Source organism: Nostoc sp. (genome assembly GCF_036917675.1).
Lineage (GTDB): Bacteria > Cyanobacteriota > Cyanobacteriia > Cyanobacteriales > Nostocaceae > Nostoc.
Genome location: NZ_JBALCT010000071.1, coordinates 266,784 through 283,631, shown reverse-complemented (window position 1 = coordinate 283,631; position 16,848 = coordinate 266,784). Strand labels below are relative to the sequence as shown.

Genomic DNA, 16,848 nt, shown 5'->3' with positions numbered 1-16,848 from the left:
TAAAGTACATCAGTTTTCATCTAGCTTTGTGGTGAAATTCAACGACAGTATGCGTTATTTTTAGACGAGCAAATCTTAGTAAATTCGTAAATTGTGATTAATTTATTTACTCTTACTAAGATTTATAAACATCTTTCGAGAATAAGACATAAAAATGCCAAGAGTAGATGAAGCCACTTTCCATTGAGTAACCCCGATCTGACCACAGGAATAATACTGATTTTGTAGAGCTTAATATATTTTAACTTCTGTATTTACACTTAAGAAAAGTCTAGTCCTTACTTGCTTAAAGACTATCTGAAGCCACTTTGCATCGATTAACTTCAAATTGACCACAGGAATAATACTGATTTATTGACAAAAATAAATTTATTTTTTAATATTCACACTTAAAAGCGTAGTTTATACAGAATGTAAACTTATCTTTTGTAGGATGTTTTTTTACCACCGACAGTACGCGACCAAAAGCACTCGGAATGCTGCGTTAGGGACGTAACACACCCTACCTACGGGAATTTTAGATTATTAAATCCACGTTTTTTAGAGGATGTTTGTAGCAGATTGCAACAAGCTCCTCTGTACAGATTATTGTAAGGGCACAACATTGTTCATTGGTGTCAACTTAACGTAAAAACCACTCTATAACTAGCTTTTAGAGATTGTCTCGTCAAGAGTCTCTGACTGGGAATGCCTAACATGGGGGCTGCCGCCTCAAGACTTGCGGCATTTTACTTAGACAATACTAGGACTTACGCACAAGTTACGGAATAACGAACCACAGAGGCGCAGAGGACACAGAGAAATCAGAGTTTGAGAGATATTTTGCGTAAGTCCTAAATACTTAAATAGGCTGGTACTATCCCTGAAGTTTTAACTCAAGTGTCAGTATCAGCCTAGATAAGGCAATTCAATTTTGTGAACTACTCAGACTTGCCCAAGGATGAAGTCGTAGCTCTCCCAATTCATCGGGAATAGCCATCAATTACTCCGTAGTTTTTTTGGTCTGACATTCCCTCCTCTTGTCAGGAGTCCTGGTTGCCAAGACCCAAATCTTTCTCTTGCGACATGTACCTAAAAGCTCGTGGTTTTCGCTTGTGGCATTGATGGTCAAGACTTAACTCTATTACCAGAAAATCCTGGGAATTTGTCATACATCTAGAATTGATTTTAAACGAAGAGTAAAAATCAATTCTAGATGCAATCCTCATTGCCCGCTCACAATCCCCATATTAGGAGTATCTTGAAGATGGGGACTTCCGCGATACGTTAAAAGTGCGGATAAAAGGACTTGAACCTTCACTCCTTTCGGAACTAGAACCTAAATCTAGCGCGTCTGCCAATTTCGCCATATCCGCATCAGTTTACTATCATACCATAAGAAATTATTTATGGAAAGGGAAATGGGGAATAGGGAATGGAGAATATGGGAGAAGTTGTAGCAAGTCTTTCCTCTTTGCCCAATGCCCAATGCCCCTGCCCAATTACATGACTGCAACACGAGGCAGACGATGCTTGAACCCGCAGAGGATTTCCCAAGAAATAGTGTTTAGTTGTTCTGCCCAATCGTCTGCTGAAATTTGTTCTTTTCCCTGTTCCCCTAGTAAGGTGACTACTTCTCCTTCTTGGATATTAGGTATAGCACTCACATCCAGCATCAATTGATCCATTGTAATTGTCCCGATTTGCGACACTCGCCGACCGCGAATTAACGCCTGCATTTTGTTGGAAAGACTGCGAGGAACACCGTCAGCATAGCCAATTCCCACCACGGCGAGGCGAAGTTCACGCGGGGCAATAAATTGATGTCCGTAACTAACAGCTGTTCCTGGGGCAATAGTTTTAACTTGGGTGACTCGTGCTTTAAGTTGCAAAACGGGCTTGAGATCGATCGCATTTTGTAAATGGGTTGCTGGGTAAAGTCCGTAAACGGCTAAACCGACTCGCACAATATCGTAGTGCAATGCCCGATCTGTGAGTGCAGCTGCTGAGTTTGCCAAGTGCAAGCAGGGCGGTTGAATTCCCATTGCTTTGATTTGGGCGATCGCTTCCTCAAATCGTTTATGCTGTTCTTCCATTACCGTAGTATCAGGATCATCTGCTGTTGCCAAATGGGAATAAATACTGGCTATCTCAAGATGTGGTAAGCGTTGCACTAATTGCACAAATTCCCCAGCTTGCTGCCAATTAGTCCCCAACCTGGACATTCCCGTGTCTAATTTGATGTGTACGGGTATAGAAGAACCATAGTTCATCGCTTCTAAGGTGTCGGAAAATACCAGAGCTTGTTTAGGGCTACAGAGTGTGGGCTGAAGTTTCCAGTGTGCGATCGCATGAATTTGCTCTGCTGTATGAGTTGCCCCTAAAATCAAAATGGGGGCTTGAATCCCGCCTTCTCGCAATTGAATCGCTTCTGGAACTGTAGCGACTCCCAGCCAACTAGCTCCCGATTGGATGACAGTTTGGGCGACTGTTACCGCTCCATGTCCATAAGCATCAGCTTTTACTACTGCCATCAACTGGGTACGCGGCGATAAAAACTGCACCAGTTGCTGTACATTGTACGACAACGCCCCTAAATCAATTTCTACCCAGGCTCGTTGCGAGAACCAAGCGTAGGTATCACACTCCTGACTATCAGCAAAACTTGGGGTTTGTTTATGACTTAACATTTGTACTGACTCCTATCCCACCTGGCTAAACTTCCAAATTATCTATCTATACACGCTCCTAAAAGCGAGATCAGATTAAATAGGAAGTTTAATTTTCATATTGCAATTGATACAACAGCATCAGTTACTAAAGAAAAAGTTAAGAGTTTTGTTTGAAAGGGAGCAGGGAACAGAGAAAATAACTTCTAACTCTCAACTCATAACTTAATTTCTAACTTATCCCGAAAGTATAATTTATTCTCATCTCCCTAGCAGGGTGTATTTGTGTTAACATACTTTAAAACTCATACCCTGAGCGTAGATAATGGGGAAAGTTTTAGTCTTAAACGCCTCTTACGAACCTCTCAATATAACGAGCTGGCGTCGCGCTGTGGTTCTTTTAATCAAGGGCAAAGCAGAACGCGTGGAACACAACGGCAAATTCCTTTATTCGGATTTTCCGTTGCCGACCGTGATCCGGTTGCGTCATTATGTACGTGTTCCTTATAAAGAAATTCCTCTGACTCGCCGAAACATATTGCACCGTGATGGTCATGCCTGTCAATACTGTGGTTACACAGGGGATGAGTTGACCCTAGACCATGTAATACCGCGATCGCGCGGCGGCGGCGATACCTGGGAGAACATTGTTACCGCTTGTGTCCGTTGCAATGTCAAAAAAGGCAGTCGCACTCCCCATGAAGCTCATATGCCTTTGCGTCATCCCCCCCGCCAACCTTATAGCAGCCTCTATTTTGAGGTCAGTAAACATCTTAAGAGTGGACTGCACACAGAGTGGCAAAAGTATGTTATAGGTCTTTGACATAACTTAACCTAATCCTAAAATCATCAAGAAATAGTCACAGGTTGGCGTTTGTGCTTAGTTTTAGAGTCTCGCTAAAGCTGTGTTGGACACATTTGCGTTCACAAATTGTCTGTTGGATCAGGTTTGTTCAGACATTGTGATGCACATTTTTCGGCAGAAACCAACACAGTAGTCTGCATAAATCCAGGCAAATGTCAGTTCCACCAACCTCTAAGAGCCTTGAACTAAAGTTTAAGTCTTGTTACAAACTCCAGAGGTGCTGTTAGTCGTGTGTCAACACCCATCTAGTGTGTCTATAAAGGTTATAAGTCCAGTGTAATGGCATCATAATGCCGTTATTGGTCTACTGTAGTGCCACTATATTGCTGTTATAAGTCCACACCAATGCCCAATGCCCGAATACAGTTGTTACTAATCACCACTTTGTGACTCTGAGGATTGTACCAATTGACACGAAATAATGGGGCTAATGAATGCCAAGATCAAAAAAAGATGCCCCAAGGATATTAAAAGTACTATGCCAGAATTACACGAATCAATTGCCCAGCATTATCACGAACGGACTAAATACAACCCTGAGACTCTCGCCTCCAAAAATCAAGGGTTAGACTGGGCTAAACAGCCAGTGCCCTTCAAAGAGTACAAAATTGGCTCTACTTTTGATCTCAAACCCTATATCCAAGAAAAACCAGAGACATTTGCTAATAACCCAGATGCTCAATGGTGGCAAAGACTTTCAAGGCTGCTGTTTCGCAGCTATGGATTGACGGCGAAAATGCCTTCTATGGGTAGCGCGGTGTATTTACGGGCTGCTCCCAGTGCCGGGGGACTATACCCTGCCGAGGTGTATGTGGTTTCCCGTGGCACGTCGTTATTGCCGCCCGGACTCTATAACTACCAGTGTCGGACTCATTCCCTGATGCATTATTGGGAAAATGATGTTTGGCAAACTCTCCAAGCAGCTTGTTTCTGGCATCCTGCTTTAGAAAATACCCAACTAGCAATTATTGTCACTGGGGTTTTCTATCGTTCTGCTTGGCGCTATGAAGATCGGGCTTACCGCCGGATTTTTCTAGATACGGGACACCTGTTGGGCAATATCGAATTGGCTGCTGCGATTACTGACTATCGCCCCCATTTAATTGGCGGTTTTGTGGATGAATCGGTGAACGATTTGCTTTATATCGATCCGCAACAAGAAGGTGCGATCGCTATCTTACCTCTGGCAGACTTGTTAGATGTCAATCAAAATTTGCCATTGGGATGTACTGCTTTACCTTCCGCCACCGAAACCAGTTATCCTCAAATCCCCGATGGGGAATTGCTGGCATATTTCCATCGACACACCCAGATCCAATTAGGTATAACTGGCAATCTCAATCTACCAACTATCAAACAAGAAAAATCTTTGGAGGATAAATACAATTTTCCATTCTGTTTAAAAATTCCTACCACCACTACGCCTATAGACTGGGGAAAAAATCTGTCAGAACTGGAAATCACTATGTACAAGCGACGATCTACCCGCGCTTACAATGGTGAGGATTTAACTTTCGATGAGTTGAAAAGTTTACTCGATTTCACTTACCAACCGCAAAATTACATCGACCAAAATTTAGATATTTCTCCAGACTACTTTGATCTAAATTTAATCGAAACATTCATTGCTGTTTGCGGAGTTGAAGGATTAGAAGCGGGTTGTTACTATTACGCACCCAAAGCCCAAGAATTACGCCAAATTCGGTTTAAAAACTTTCGGCGAGAGTTGCATTTTCTCTGTTTAGGACAAGAATTAGGACGGGATGCAGCAGCAGTGTTATTTCATACAGCCGATCTGAAAGCTGCGATCGCACAGTATGGCGATCGCGTTTACCGTTACTTACATCTGGATGCCGGTCATTTGGGACAACGCCTGAATTTAGCGGCAGTCCACCTGAATGTCGGCGTCAGTGGAATCGCTGGATTCTTTGATGACCAAGTGAATGAAGTTTTGGGTATCCCTGCTGATGAAGCTGTTCTATATATCACTACATTGGGACGCTCAAGATAAAAAGAATCTCAGAGGGGCTATTTCGTTCTAAACATAAACCGCCCAGAACTAAAGTTCACAGACTTTTAGCTAAAGTACGTTTTAACGGACTATAACCTTTTCTCAGTCGTCTTGAGACGACTTTCGCTATAAGAAAAGGTGAATTTATTCTGAGGCGGGTTAGATGAGAATGAAATAGCCCTAGATGCGTTCCGCTTATTTCAGATTATTAACTTGGGTTTGGTAGTGGCGCCATTTTTGCTGCTGACGCGCTCTTTTCTCCTCAGTCAGGCTATCAAAACAGTAGGGACAGGAGATACCTTGCTCATACTTACCAGCCACCTTATCTTCTTCACAAATCGGACGTCCACAACAGAAGCACCGCTCACAACTCCCTTCCTCCAACCCATGACTGACAGTTACCCGCTCATCAAAGACAAAACATTCGCCTTCCCATAAACTTTCGTGTGCTGGAACTTCCTGCAAATACTTGAGAATGCCACCTTTGAGATGATAAACTTCAGTAAAGCCTTGGGCAAGCATGAAGGATGAGGCTTTTTCACAGCGAATACCGCCTGTACAAAACAGAGCAATCTTTTTGTGTTTAGTTGGGTCGAGGTGGTGTAGCACATAATCAGGAAATTCCCGGAATGAGCTAGTTTGGGGATTTTCTGCTCCTTGGAAAGTACCGATATTTACCTCATAATCATTGCGGGTGTCAATCAAAGTTACCTCTGGATCACAAATCAAATCATTCCATTCCTGGGGATTGACATAAGTGCCAACTTGCTCACTTGGGTCTATTTCGGGCAACCCTAAAGTAACAATTTCTGGCTTCAACCGCACCTTCATCCGCTCAAAGGGCGGGGTTTCGGTATAGGATTCTTTGGATTCTAGGTCTGCTAAACGGGGATCATAACGCAGAAAGCAGAGAACAGAGTCAATCGCCTGACGCGAACCCGCAATTGTACCGTTAATACCTTCTTGTGCCAGCAAAATTGTCCCCTTGACATCTTGCGCTTGGCAGTAAGACAGTAGAGGATCTAGTTTCTCGGCAAAATCTGGCAGCTTCACAAATTTATACAATGCTGCGACAACTTGGATATTTTCTGGTTTCATCCTTTTGGTAATGGAACAGTATAACGTACAATCACAACGGCAACCAAAGTTACCTACTATTTTAATTTTATGGGGGTTTAGCTCAGTTGGTAGAGCGCCTGCTTTGCAAGCAGGATGTCAGCGGTTCGAGTCCGCTAACCTCCATTTACACAGGGTTTCATTTATTTTAACCACATCTGTTGTAGGAAAAAGTGGAAAGATCGGGCGAGCAAGAATTGCTAGAATAAGCGTCTTAGTTGGCATCATCCAGAGCCAGTTACTCAAAGTTGGACTTATATATACTTAAGGGGGTTGTTTGAAAAAACGTCCATTGGGATTAGTGGTAATTGTTCTCTACAAAACATTTACCGCCTTGCTGCTTATGGCTACTGCGATCGCGTTATTATTGACATTAAAAAATTATCAAAATCTAGAGGCTTTTTCAGATGATTATGTTTTAGAAGGTAAATCGATAATTATTGATTGGCTTTTAAATAAAGTTCTCAACTTAAATCCCCGAACCTTGGCATTTAGCGGCATTGGAGCAGGAGTCTATGCTATTGTTACTAGTATTGAAGCCATTGGTTTATGGTACGAAAAGCGTTGGGCACATGTCTTGGTGTTGGGACTTGTGGGTATCAGTATTCCGCCAGAAATTTATGAATTGATTCGAGGCTTCTCTGCAATAAAAATATTGATTCTTGTATTGAATTTAGCAGTGTTTGGCTATTTATTGCGAAATTTTCCTAAACATCGAAAGTAATACCAATTCAAAATTCAAAATTCAAAATTAATAAAGCCTGATTTACAGCAGTTTTAAGTATTTGAACCACATCTGTTGTAGGGGCACAGCAATGCTGTACCCTTACTGCGTGGTCTATTTACCTGAAAATAGCTGTAATCTCGGTTTCCAGGTTTGTATTTATCACCGAAACAGTCCCGTAGCTATGGTTTAGCCCGTGCTGAGTAACCAGTGCTGAGTAACCAAGAGGGCGAAACGTGGAGATTGAAATGTTTGACGGCAGGAGGCTGCGGTTTAGGCAAAACCAAGACCCCACGTTGTACAATCGCTAGAAATACAATCTGGAGAGCGACTTGCCTAGATCGATTCAGTCTACTCAACCACCACTGAAATTTATTACTCAACAGTTTAACCGCCTGATACTCCAGATTGTTCGGTGGTTACTACCGATCGCACTACGGTTTCGCACTCGACCTTGGCTGAGTGCTGGTATTGTCAAAATTGAAGCCAAAAATGTTGAGGTATTAGCTGAACTTTATCAACAATTTCAGGCTGGAAAAATTCGCTTTTTGTTGGCATTTCGCCACCCAGAGGTAGAAGATCCTTTATGTATGCTGTATTTGCTTTCCCGTATTGTGCCACAGGTTGCTCGTCAGGAAGGTATCATACTGCAATCTCTTGTTCACAGCTATTTTCTTTATGACAGGGGTATGACGGTTTGGGCTGGAGACTGGCTGGGTTGGTTGTTCTCTAGAATCGGAGGTGTACCGGTTCATCGCGGTAGGCGACTAGATCGCCAAGCGATTCAAGCTGCACGGGAGTTGTTTGCTAATGGCGAACTACCGATCGCAGTGGCACCAGAAGGAGGTACTAATGGTCATAGTGGCATTGTTAGCCCACTAGAACCCGGTGTTGCTCAAATGGGGTTCTGGTGTGTAGAAGACTTGCAAAAAGCTAACCGGACTGAGACTGTGATCATTGTGCCGATCGCTATCCAGTATCGCTACGTTGAGCCACCTTGGTCTAAACTGGATTGGTTACTAAGTAAGTTGGAAGCTGATAGTGGCTTGCCAGTAATAGAAATTAATCAGGGCGATGGCGAAGAGATTTACTATCAACGTATCTATCGGTTGGCTGAATATCTGATTACGGAGATGGAAGAATTTTATCGTCGCTTCTATCATCAAGACATTCCAAAAACCATCTCAACAGATGAATTTGCTAATCCTAATCAGGTGTTAATTGCCCGACTTCATCGCTTACTGGATAAAGCTTTACAAGTTGCCGAACAGTATTTTGGAGTTCAAGCCCAGGGTAATTTCATTGATCGATGTCGCCGTTTAGAAGAGGCTGGCTGGAATTACATTTATCGGGAAGATTTGCCAGATATCAATGCTTTACCACCCTTTAAACGCGGTTTAGCAGACTGGGTTGCAAAGGAAGCAGACTTACAAATGCGACATATGCGGATAGTGGAAAGTTTTGTTGCCGTCACAGCTACTTATATTCAGGAACAACCGACGGCGGAACGGTTTGCGGAAACAGCTTTGCTTATATTCGATATGCTTTCTAGGATTCAGGATACAACACTTCCGGGACGACCTCGGTTAGGTTTGCGACAAGCAGAAATCACCGTGGGAGAGCCAATTTCAGTTACGGAACGCTCTGATAATTGTCAGGGCGATCGCCAGGCGTCTAGACAAGCTGTGAGCGATTTGACAAAAGATTTGCAGGTTGCTTTAGAGAAGATGATTGCTTGATTATCTCACTCAGGCATCATGTAAAAATAAGTTTTACAAAATTTATTTGAAATAGCTTGCTAAATCTAGCTTTCACATAAAAATTGTTCAGGTTATTTTTACATAAATCCTCAGAGAGGTTATCTGGTTCCCATGCAGAGCATGGGAACGGCTGATTAAAGGCTCTGCCTCCAGTGAAACTTTTCTTCAGGCTTCCCGGAGGGTAGTGAAACTCAATAAAGTCTTATTTCATGTTAGGTTTCGTTCCTCAAACGCTACTTGGTTCAAGTCGGGAAACCCGCCCAAGACAGTGGCTTCCCAACCTACGCCAGTTTTAATTTTTAGCCTTACCTACATGCCGCCAGGAGCTCCCGGTGCGACTGCACTGAATATGGTTCCTCCCGTGAGAGCTGCATTCTTAAGAACTACTTGATTTCCTTGCAGACGAAAACTTACTGTGTCTGTTGGATTGAGTGCCTGTGATAATGTTGGTTGAAATTGGGTTGTTGAAGAATTATATAAAATATATTCTCCATTATAAGTAGCGCTTTGTCCCGGTTGTAAAACTTCGGCTTGTGGCGATACTAATGCTCCAAAATTATAAAAACCTTTCGTAGCTCCTGAATCATTGATAACTGTAAAACCTCCAATAATTTCAGAGGCTTCATTGCAGCTTAATTCAGATAAACAATTCTCATCAAGGTCATCAAACCTAATAGAAAAAGAATCTTTTCCTGTTTTAGAAGTTGTTTTCAGCATGAGGGCTTTCCAAAAAAAATATTATATTAAGATTGAGCCAAATTAGTAAGACTTTTGTCAAGCATTTTCATAGTTTTTTATAACTCTAAAAAGAGAATAATCGAGGCGACTGGAATTCGCGCGCCAGTTGCTCATGGGGTGCCAGTGAGTTGGGCGGCTCTACCGACTTGTCCCTTGCGCGTCTCCCCTTCTCCCAAAGCGAGAGGCTAATTTAAAATCTAAAATTTGCTGAGGCAGATCATCAATATTTTTCACAACCCTCGAATTGCAATTTCCAACCCTTCACATACACCGCTAAGAAAATCTAAATCTAAAGTAGCGATCGCATCACTACGTTTGTGATAATGTGGATTTCGCAAGAATGCTGTATCTGTAACCATCATTGCCGGATAACCCAAATCCCAAAAAGGTGCATGATCACTAAGTCTGGTTTGGGGAACTATTAAACCTCGATTCGGCACGGGTAGCCATTGACTAGATACGCCAGCTTTGCGAATATTACGGCTCATGCCAATTAAGTCAGGCAATGTCCGCAAATTGCCAATTAAAGCAATAAAATCACCTCTATCTGGATAGAAGCGTTCCAGAGGAGCGGGATAACTTTGAGAACCGGGTGTAGAATCCTTGTAACCCAGCATTTCTAGGGAGATCATTAAACGTAGCTGTTGCTTTTGTTGGTGCAACAAGGCTGCATAGTCAGCACTACCCAATAAGCCATATTCTTCCATATCGAAAGCAACTAGCCTTAAAGGATATCTGACAGCTTGGGCAGCAAACTTTCTGGCTAATTCCAGCAACACCGCCACACCTGTAGCATTATCATCAGCCGCAGGTGTTCCCGGAACGCCATCATAATGAGCGCCAATTAAAATCGGTGGCAAATCCTTTTTTTGCCCTCTAGTTTGGGAGGGTAAATTTAAAATCAAGTTATCACAAGCTTTACCTCTGACTTCAAAGGTGTGGATTTCCACACTCCCCCATTGGGAAAATTCCTGGCGGATGTATTCTTGGACAAAAAAATGTCCAGCCGTTGCCATGTAAGGATCGCGTTCTCGCGCGATCGCACTCAGGGAAGTTTGTAATCGCTCTGTTAAATTCAAATTTTTAAAATAGTCGCAATATTAAGGTTTTCAGGCAATCAAAGAAGCAGAGCAAGTATTCTTAAGGTCTATTTACCAACTTGCAGATCCCGTAAAGAGAAGGCGGCGGATAACAAGAATTAAGGCTGCTTAGGCACACCAACCATGTCAATGCTATCCTAGTCTTGCAACTATCTCCTCTAGCTGCACATCTTAGCTCACTGCCTGAATGATCACTATTATACCATTGGGGTGTTTTTATCCTGTGGCACAAAGCTAGAGGTAGTTCCGCCCAATCATAATAAATATATAAGACACTTTAGGAGAAGAGTAACGCATGGGCAAGGTAGTCGGCATCGACTTGGGTACAACCAACTCAGTAGTCGCCGTTATGGAGGGTGGCAAGCCGGTGGTGATTGCCAATGCAGAAGGAATGCGAACAACCCCCTCCGTAGTTGGCTTTAGCAAAGATGGTGAAAAGGTGGTTGGGCAAATGGCACGGCGACAAACGGTACTCAATCCCCAAAATACCTTTTTTGCAGTGAAACGCTTCATTGGGCGCAAGTATGGCGAACTTAACCCAGATTCCAAGCGTGTACCGTACACCATCCGCAAAGACGAAGTAGGTAATATTAAAATTGCCTGTCCCCGTCTTAATAAAGATTTCGCCCCAGAAGAAATTTCAGCAATGGTGCTGAAGAAATTGGCAGACGATGCTAGTCGCTATTTAGGTGAACCAGTTACTGGGGCAGTGATTACAGTACCGGCTTATTTTAACGATTCTCAACGGCAGGCAACCCGCGATGCTGGCAGAATTGCTGGTTTAGAGGTGCTGCGGATTCTGAATGAACCAACTGCTGCATCTTTGGCTTATGGATTAGATCGGGGTGACACGGAAACTATCTTAGTATTTGACTTGGGTGGTGGCACTTTTGACGTGTCGATTTTAGACGTTGGTGATGGGATATTTGAAGTCAAAGCTACCAGTGGAGATACGCAACTTGGTGGTAATGACTTTGACAAAAAAATTGTAGATTGGTTAGCAGAGCAATTTCTAGAGACAGAAGAGGTAGACTTAAGACGCGATCGCCAAGCTTTGCAACGTCTGATGGAAGCGGCGGAAAAAGCCAAAATTGAGCTTTCTGCTGTCAGCATCACCGATATTAACTTACCCTTCATCACCGCTACTGAAGATGGCCCCAAACATCTGGAAACTCGTTTAACTCGTTCCCAGTTTGAAGATTTGTGTGGCGATTTGGTGGGGCGCTTGCGGATACCAGTGAAACGTGCCCTCAAAGATGCCGGACTCTCACCTAGAGATATTGAAGAAGTAGTGTTAGTTGGCGGTTCTACACGGATGCCAATAGTGAAGCAGCTTGTGCGGGACTTGATTGGCACAGAACCCAACGAAAACGTCAACCCCGATGAAGTCGTGGGAGTGGGTGCAGCAATTCAAGCCGGAATTCTCGCCGGCGAACTCAAAGATGTACTGCTTTTGGATGTTACACCCCTTTCTATGGGATTGGAAACCATCGGCGGCGTGATGAAAAAACTCATTCCCCGCAACACCACCATTCCAGTCCGCCGTTCTGACATTTTTTCCACGTCCGAAAATAACCAAAATACTGTGGAAATTCACGTAGTCCAGGGCGAACGGGAAATGGCAGCAAACAACAAGTCTTTAGGACGTTTCAAGCTGTATGGCATCCCGCCAGCACCACGAGGAATTCCCCAAGTTCAGGTGTCATTTGATATTGATGCTAACGGTATTTTACAGGTGACAGCTTTAGATAGAACCACTGGGCGAGAGCAGAGTATCACCATTCAGGGCGCTTCTACCTTGAACGAGTCAGAAGTGAATCGGATGATTCAGGATGCTCAGAAATACGCCGATGTCGATCGCGAACGTAAAGAAAGAATAGAAAAGCGGACTCGTTCTGAGGCGTTGATTATCCAAGCAGAAAGGCAACTTAGAGAAGTAGCACTGGAATTTGGTATGCAGTTTGCCCGCAGCCGCCGCCAAAGAATTGATAATATTTGCCGACAACTAAAAGAGAGTCTCAAGGAAAATAGCGATCGCGGTATTGATCAATCTTATGCCGACTTGCAAGATGCTCTCTATGAGCTAAACCGGGAAGTCCGCCAGACTTATGCTGAAGACGAAGACGATGACTTATTTGGTACTATCCGGGACATCTTTACTGGCGGTGATAAAGATAAAGAACGCGAACCTGTGCGAGAGACATATCGAGAACGCGACTCCTATGGTAAGGACTATGGCAGAGATTACAGTAAAGACTATGACACAGACTATAACCGAGACAGTCGTTCTCCTTCCTATGAAAGCCGTCCTCCACGCAAATCCCGCCCCACCTACCAAGATAACTGGGATGATGAAGAAGACAATGATTGGTTGTAGTACTTTTAATAAAAGTCAGAAGTGAGAAGTCAAAAGTTAGGAGTGAGAAGTTAAAAATTAAATCTTTCAACTCCTAACTCCTGTACAGATGCAATTAATCGCGTCTCTACTCATAAGTAATCTAAAATCTAAAATTTAAATAACTGAACTATGCAAAATTTGCCGAACTTCCGCGATTACTACGAGATTTTGGGAGTATCTAAAGACGCTTCTGGTGAGGAAATTAAAAAGGTTTATCGGCGGTTAGCAAGACAATATCACCCCGATCTGAATCCGGGTAACAAAGAATCCGAGGAAAAATTTAAGGATATCGGCGAGGCTTATGAAGTTCTTTCAGACTTAGCCAAGCGATCGCAGTACGATCAGTTTAGCCGCTACTGGAAGCAAAAAGGCTTTGCAGGCAACAAACAAACGCCAAAGACTAAAACTTGGCAGAGTAGTCAAGCCGATCGCAACAGTAATCAGGATGTAGATCCAAGCCAATTTTCCGACTTTGAAAGCTTTATTAATCAAGTTATCGGCGTCAAAAATAAGAGTGGGACAAGTAACTCCAGCAATGGTAATACTAGCGATCCGTTTCGTTCCCCCAGAACAAAAGTTGCGTATACCGTTAATACCCCACCTCGCACCACCCGTCGGGATATAGAAGCCAGATTAACGCTGCCACTAGAAAAAGCTTATCAAGGTGGCAATGAACGTATTCGTTTGGAAGATGGGCGATCGCTAGAAGTTACTATGCCTCCAGGTATGGTAACAGGTCAAACCATCCGTTTGCGGAACCAAGGCGTTGGTGGTGGCGACCTCTACTTAAAAATTACCGTTGAGCCTCATCCATTATTTAAGCTCGAAGGTTTAAATATAGTTTGCCAGATTCCCGTTACTCCCACTGAGGCAGTTTTAGGAGGACAGGTAGAAGCACCAACTTTGGACGGCCCAGTGAAAATGACAATTCCCACAGGAGTTAGGTCTGGTCAAAAATTCCGACTAGGAAATAAAGGCTACCCCAGCGATGATGGTAAACGTGGCGATCAATTGGTGGAAATTCAGATAGTTACCCCGAAAAATATTACTCCAGAAGAACGCGAACTTTACGAAAAGTTGCGTCAAATTGAAACTTTTAAACCCCGCGCTGATTTATTGGGTTAGAGATGAAATATCAATCAATCAAATAAAGCTATTCAAAACCTCACCCCCAACCGCTCTCCTTACTAAGGAGAGCGGAGTTAACAATTCACGCATTCAAACATTTTAGACAATTTCAGGCGGAGATTTAAACCCCGACTGAAACTGGGGCTACCTTTATGGTTGGGGTCTTAAACCCTTGAATTTACGATAAATTGCCGTCAGGACGAAGGACTGATTATTGTAAAGACGGCGATTTATCGCGTCTGGTGCCTTAACCGAACAGTATTACGAGTGGTGAGGCGGAGCTTTCCTGGCTTTGCTCCTAAATTCTGACTTCTAAATTCTTCATCATCATTAGACAGAACTTATTCTGGTAAAAAATCCGCCTCCAGGTGCTAGCAACAAGTCTGGTAGACCAACCATTATGCTATCTGGCGTGTTTGTAAACATTGTGCAATCAATGACATTTACAGTCATGCCACAATTCGGCACAACATAGAATCTGATGGGAGGATACTGCGTGAGAATTGGTGCTAACTACTTGGGTAACGGAGAGTGTGAATTTACAGTTTGGTCGCCGCTATTACATAGCGTGACGGTACAAATTTTAAAGCCAGAACAGCAGTTAATTCCCCTCAAGCCTCAGTCTGAGGGATACTGGCACACGAAAGTCAACGATGTGTATCCAGGTGCGCTTTATCGGTATGTCTTGAATGGCCAAGACACTTTTCCTGATCCGGCGTCGCAGTATCAACCTGAAGGGGTGCATGGGGCTTCTCAAGTTGTCGATCAACAGTTTGAGTGGACTGATGAAGGATGGGCTGGCATTCCTGTGGAGTCGATGATTTTCTATGAACTTCACGTTGGCACATTCACGCCCGAAGGAACTTTCACCGCGATCATTTCCCGCCTACCTGAACTGAGGGAACTGGGAATTAACGCCATTGAAATCATGCCCATCGCTCAGTTTCCGGGAGACACCCATATTGAGGCTTCTCTGACATACCGCAACTGGGGTTATGACGGCGTTTACCCTTTTGCTGTCCAAAATTCCTACGGTAGCCCAGCCGAACTGAAGCAACTGGTAAATGCTTGTCACCAACATAATATCGCCGTAGTGTTGGATGTGGTGTATAACCACTTTGGGCCAGAAGGTAATTATATGGGGCAGTTCGCGCCCTACTTTACTAAAACCTATAAAACGCCGTGGGGCGATGCGCTGAATTTCGATGATGCCCATAGTCAGGGTGTGCGAAACTATTTCATCCAAAATGCGCTTTATTGGTTGGGTGAATTTCACATTGATGCATTGCGACTTGATGCGATTCAAGCAATTTACGACTTGGGAGCCAAGCATTTTTTATGGGAATTGGCGGAAGCGGTTCATCATTTTTCACAACAAGGGCAAAAATGGAAACGCCATTTAATCGCCGAAAGTGATTTAAATAATCCGCAAATAATTCGTCCGCCGGAATTGGGTGGATACGGAATCGATGCTCAATGGAGTGATGATTTTCACCATGCATTGCATACACTCTTGACAGGCGATCGCCAAGGGTATTATCAAGATTTTGGGCGATGTGCTGATCTGGCAAAAGCTTATGAAGATAGTTTTGTCTATGATTGGAAATACTCGCCCGATCGCAAACGATTTCATGGCATATCGTGCCGCGATCGCTCTTTATCACAGTTTACAGTCTGCATCCAGAATCACGATCAAATCGGCAATCAAATGAAAGGAGAACGCCTCACCCAGAGGATCTCTTTTGAAGGATTAAAGTTAGCTGCTGGCGCTGTGTTGCTGTCGCCCTACTTACCTCTGTTATTCATGGGAGAAGAATACGCTGAAACAGCACCCTTCATTTACTTTGTCAGTCACTCCGATCCAGATTTAATTGAAGCAGTTCGAGCCGGACGTAAAGAAGAATTTGAAGCATTTCATTACGCAGATGATCCCCCAGATCCCGAATCGCCAGAAACTTTCCTAAAGTCTAAACTCAATTGGGAATTACGCAATAATGGTAAGCACAAAGTTCTCTGGAATTGGTATCGCCAGTTAATTAATTTACGCAAAACGCATCCAGCACTTTTAAATCAAGACCGCAATTTTATCCAAGCGACTAGCGATGGAGACAAGGAGGTGGTCATTGTACGTCGTTGGTGCGAATCAAGTGAACTAATATTTGTGATGAATTTCAATTCGTCTCCAGTGACAGTCGCTCTGCCAATTGGGCATAATGCTGAGAAACTATTAGACTCTGCTGATACCTCATGGTCTGGGACTGGTTCTGAAGCTACTGAACATCTGTCTGTAGGCCAACAAGTAAAATTGCAAGCTACTAGTTTAGTACTCTATGAAAAAGCATGAGGAGGAGGGTTAGAAC

Annotated in this window: 11 protein-coding genes and 2 tRNA genes; 8 read left to right on the top strand and 5 right to left on the bottom strand. The window is 43.4% G+C overall.

Annotated features, from left to right (window positions below):
• Window positions 1–1,273: 1,273 nt before the first annotated feature.
• Window positions 1,274–1,355: transfer RNA gene (locus V7K31_RS28360), tRNA-Leu, on the bottom strand.
• A 126-nt stretch (window positions 1,356–1,481) separates the two neighbouring features.
• The gene (gene alr / locus V7K31_RS28355; protein WP_335099127.1) at window positions 1,482–2,669 is read right to left on the bottom strand and encodes an alanine racemase; all 1,188 of its coding nucleotides are present in this window, start codon (window positions 2,667–2,669) and stop codon (window positions 1,482–1,484) included.
• 304 nt (window positions 2,670–2,973) lie between these two features.
• On the opposite strand from alr, the gene V7K31_RS28350 reads away from it, so the two are divergent.
• Together V7K31_RS28350 and V7K31_RS28345 are read left to right on the top strand one after the other, a co-directional pair.
• Complete coding sequence (locus V7K31_RS28350; RefSeq protein WP_069070622.1) at window positions 2,974–3,471, top strand: HNH endonuclease; 498 nt, start codon at window positions 2,974–2,976, stop codon at window positions 3,469–3,471.
• A 520-nt stretch (window positions 3,472–3,991) separates the two neighbouring features.
• Entirely contained in the window at window positions 3,992–5,524 is a 1,533-nt protein-coding gene (locus tag V7K31_RS28345; RefSeq protein WP_335099124.1) for a SagB/ThcOx family dehydrogenase, read from the top strand.
• Window positions 5,525–5,719: 195 nt separating this feature from the next.
• On the opposite strand, the gene trhO is transcribed toward V7K31_RS28345, so the two are convergent.
• Complete coding sequence (gene trhO / locus V7K31_RS28340; RefSeq protein WP_335099121.1) at window positions 5,720–6,622, bottom strand: oxygen-dependent tRNA uridine(34) hydroxylase TrhO; 903 nt, start codon at window positions 6,620–6,622, stop codon at window positions 5,720–5,722.
• Window positions 6,623–6,693: 71 nt separating this feature from the next.
• On the opposite strand from trhO, the gene V7K31_RS28335 reads away from it, so the two are divergent.
• The 3 genes from V7K31_RS28335 to V7K31_RS28325 all read left to right on the top strand — a co-directional run bounded on the left by V7K31_RS28335 (window position 6,694) and on the right by V7K31_RS28325 (window position 9,103).
• Window positions 6,694–6,766: transfer RNA gene (locus tag V7K31_RS28335), tRNA-Ala, on the top strand.
• 151 nt (window positions 6,767–6,917) lie between these two features.
• A complete protein-coding gene (locus tag V7K31_RS28330) occupies window positions 6,918–7,364 on the top strand; it encodes a DUF2127 domain-containing protein (RefSeq protein WP_335099118.1) in 447 nt (148 codons plus the stop codon).
• 332 nt (window positions 7,365–7,696) lie between these two features.
• Window positions 7,697–9,103, top strand: a complete 1,407-nt coding sequence (locus tag V7K31_RS28325) for a lysophospholipid acyltransferase family protein (protein WP_335099115.1) — start codon at window positions 7,697–7,699, stop codon at window positions 9,101–9,103.
• A gap of 330 nt (window positions 9,104–9,433) precedes the next feature.
• On the opposite strand, the gene V7K31_RS28320 is transcribed toward V7K31_RS28325, so the two are convergent.
• A complete protein-coding gene (locus tag V7K31_RS28320; RefSeq protein WP_335099112.1) occupies window positions 9,434–9,841 on the bottom strand; it encodes a hypothetical protein in 408 nt (135 codons plus the stop codon).
• Between the two features lie 251 nt (window positions 9,842–10,092).
• Window positions 10,093–10,941, bottom strand: coding sequence for a M28 family peptidase (locus V7K31_RS28315; protein WP_335099110.1), 849 nt, complete (start codon window positions 10,939–10,941; stop codon window positions 10,093–10,095).
• A gap of 316 nt (window positions 10,942–11,257) precedes the next feature.
• Between V7K31_RS28315 and dnaK the strand changes: the two genes are divergently transcribed.
• The 3 genes from dnaK (at window position 11,258) to treZ (ending at window position 16,832) form a co-directional block, all read left to right on the top strand.
• Window positions 11,258–13,339: a molecular chaperone DnaK gene (gene dnaK / locus V7K31_RS28310; RefSeq protein ID WP_335099108.1), complete on the top strand. Its 2,082-nt coding sequence runs from the start codon at window positions 11,258–11,260 to the stop codon at window positions 13,337–13,339.
• A 150-nt stretch (window positions 13,340–13,489) separates the two neighbouring features.
• On the top strand, window positions 13,490–14,485 hold the full coding sequence (locus V7K31_RS28305) for a J domain-containing protein (protein ID WP_335099105.1): 996 nt from the start codon (window positions 13,490–13,492) through the stop codon (window positions 14,483–14,485).
• 499 nt (window positions 14,486–14,984) lie between these two features.
• Window positions 14,985–16,832 carry a malto-oligosyltrehalose trehalohydrolase gene (treZ, locus tag V7K31_RS28300; protein ID WP_335099103.1) on the top strand — a complete coding sequence of 616 codons (1,848 nt, stop codon included), beginning with the start codon at window positions 14,985–14,987 and terminating at the stop codon, window positions 16,830–16,832.
• Window positions 16,833–16,848: the final 16 nt, after the last annotated feature.

Excerpts from the sequence above, each read along its gene's own strand:
- alr (WP_335099127.1), bottom strand. The coding sequence starts at position 2,669 with ATGTTAAGTCATAAACAAACCCCAAGTTTTGCTGATAGTCAGGAGTGT.
- V7K31_RS28305 (WP_335099105.1), top strand. The coding sequence starts at position 13,490 with ATGCAAAATTTGCCGAACTTCCGCGATTACTACGAGATTTTGGGAGTA.
- dnaK (WP_335099108.1), top strand. The coding sequence starts at position 11,258 with ATGGGCAAGGTAGTCGGCATCGACTTGGGTACAACCAACTCAGTAGTC.
- V7K31_RS28320 (WP_335099112.1), bottom strand. The coding sequence starts at position 9,841 with ATGCTGAAAACAACTTCTAAAACAGGAAAAGATTCTTTTTCTATTAGG.
- V7K31_RS28345 (WP_335099124.1), top strand. The coding sequence starts at position 3,992 with ATGCCAGAATTACACGAATCAATTGCCCAGCATTATCACGAACGGACT.
- V7K31_RS28350 (WP_069070622.1), top strand. The coding sequence starts at position 2,974 with ATGGGGAAAGTTTTAGTCTTAAACGCCTCTTACGAACCTCTCAATATA.
- trhO (WP_335099121.1), bottom strand. The coding sequence starts at position 6,622 with ATGAAACCAGAAAATATCCAAGTTGTCGCAGCATTGTATAAATTTGTG.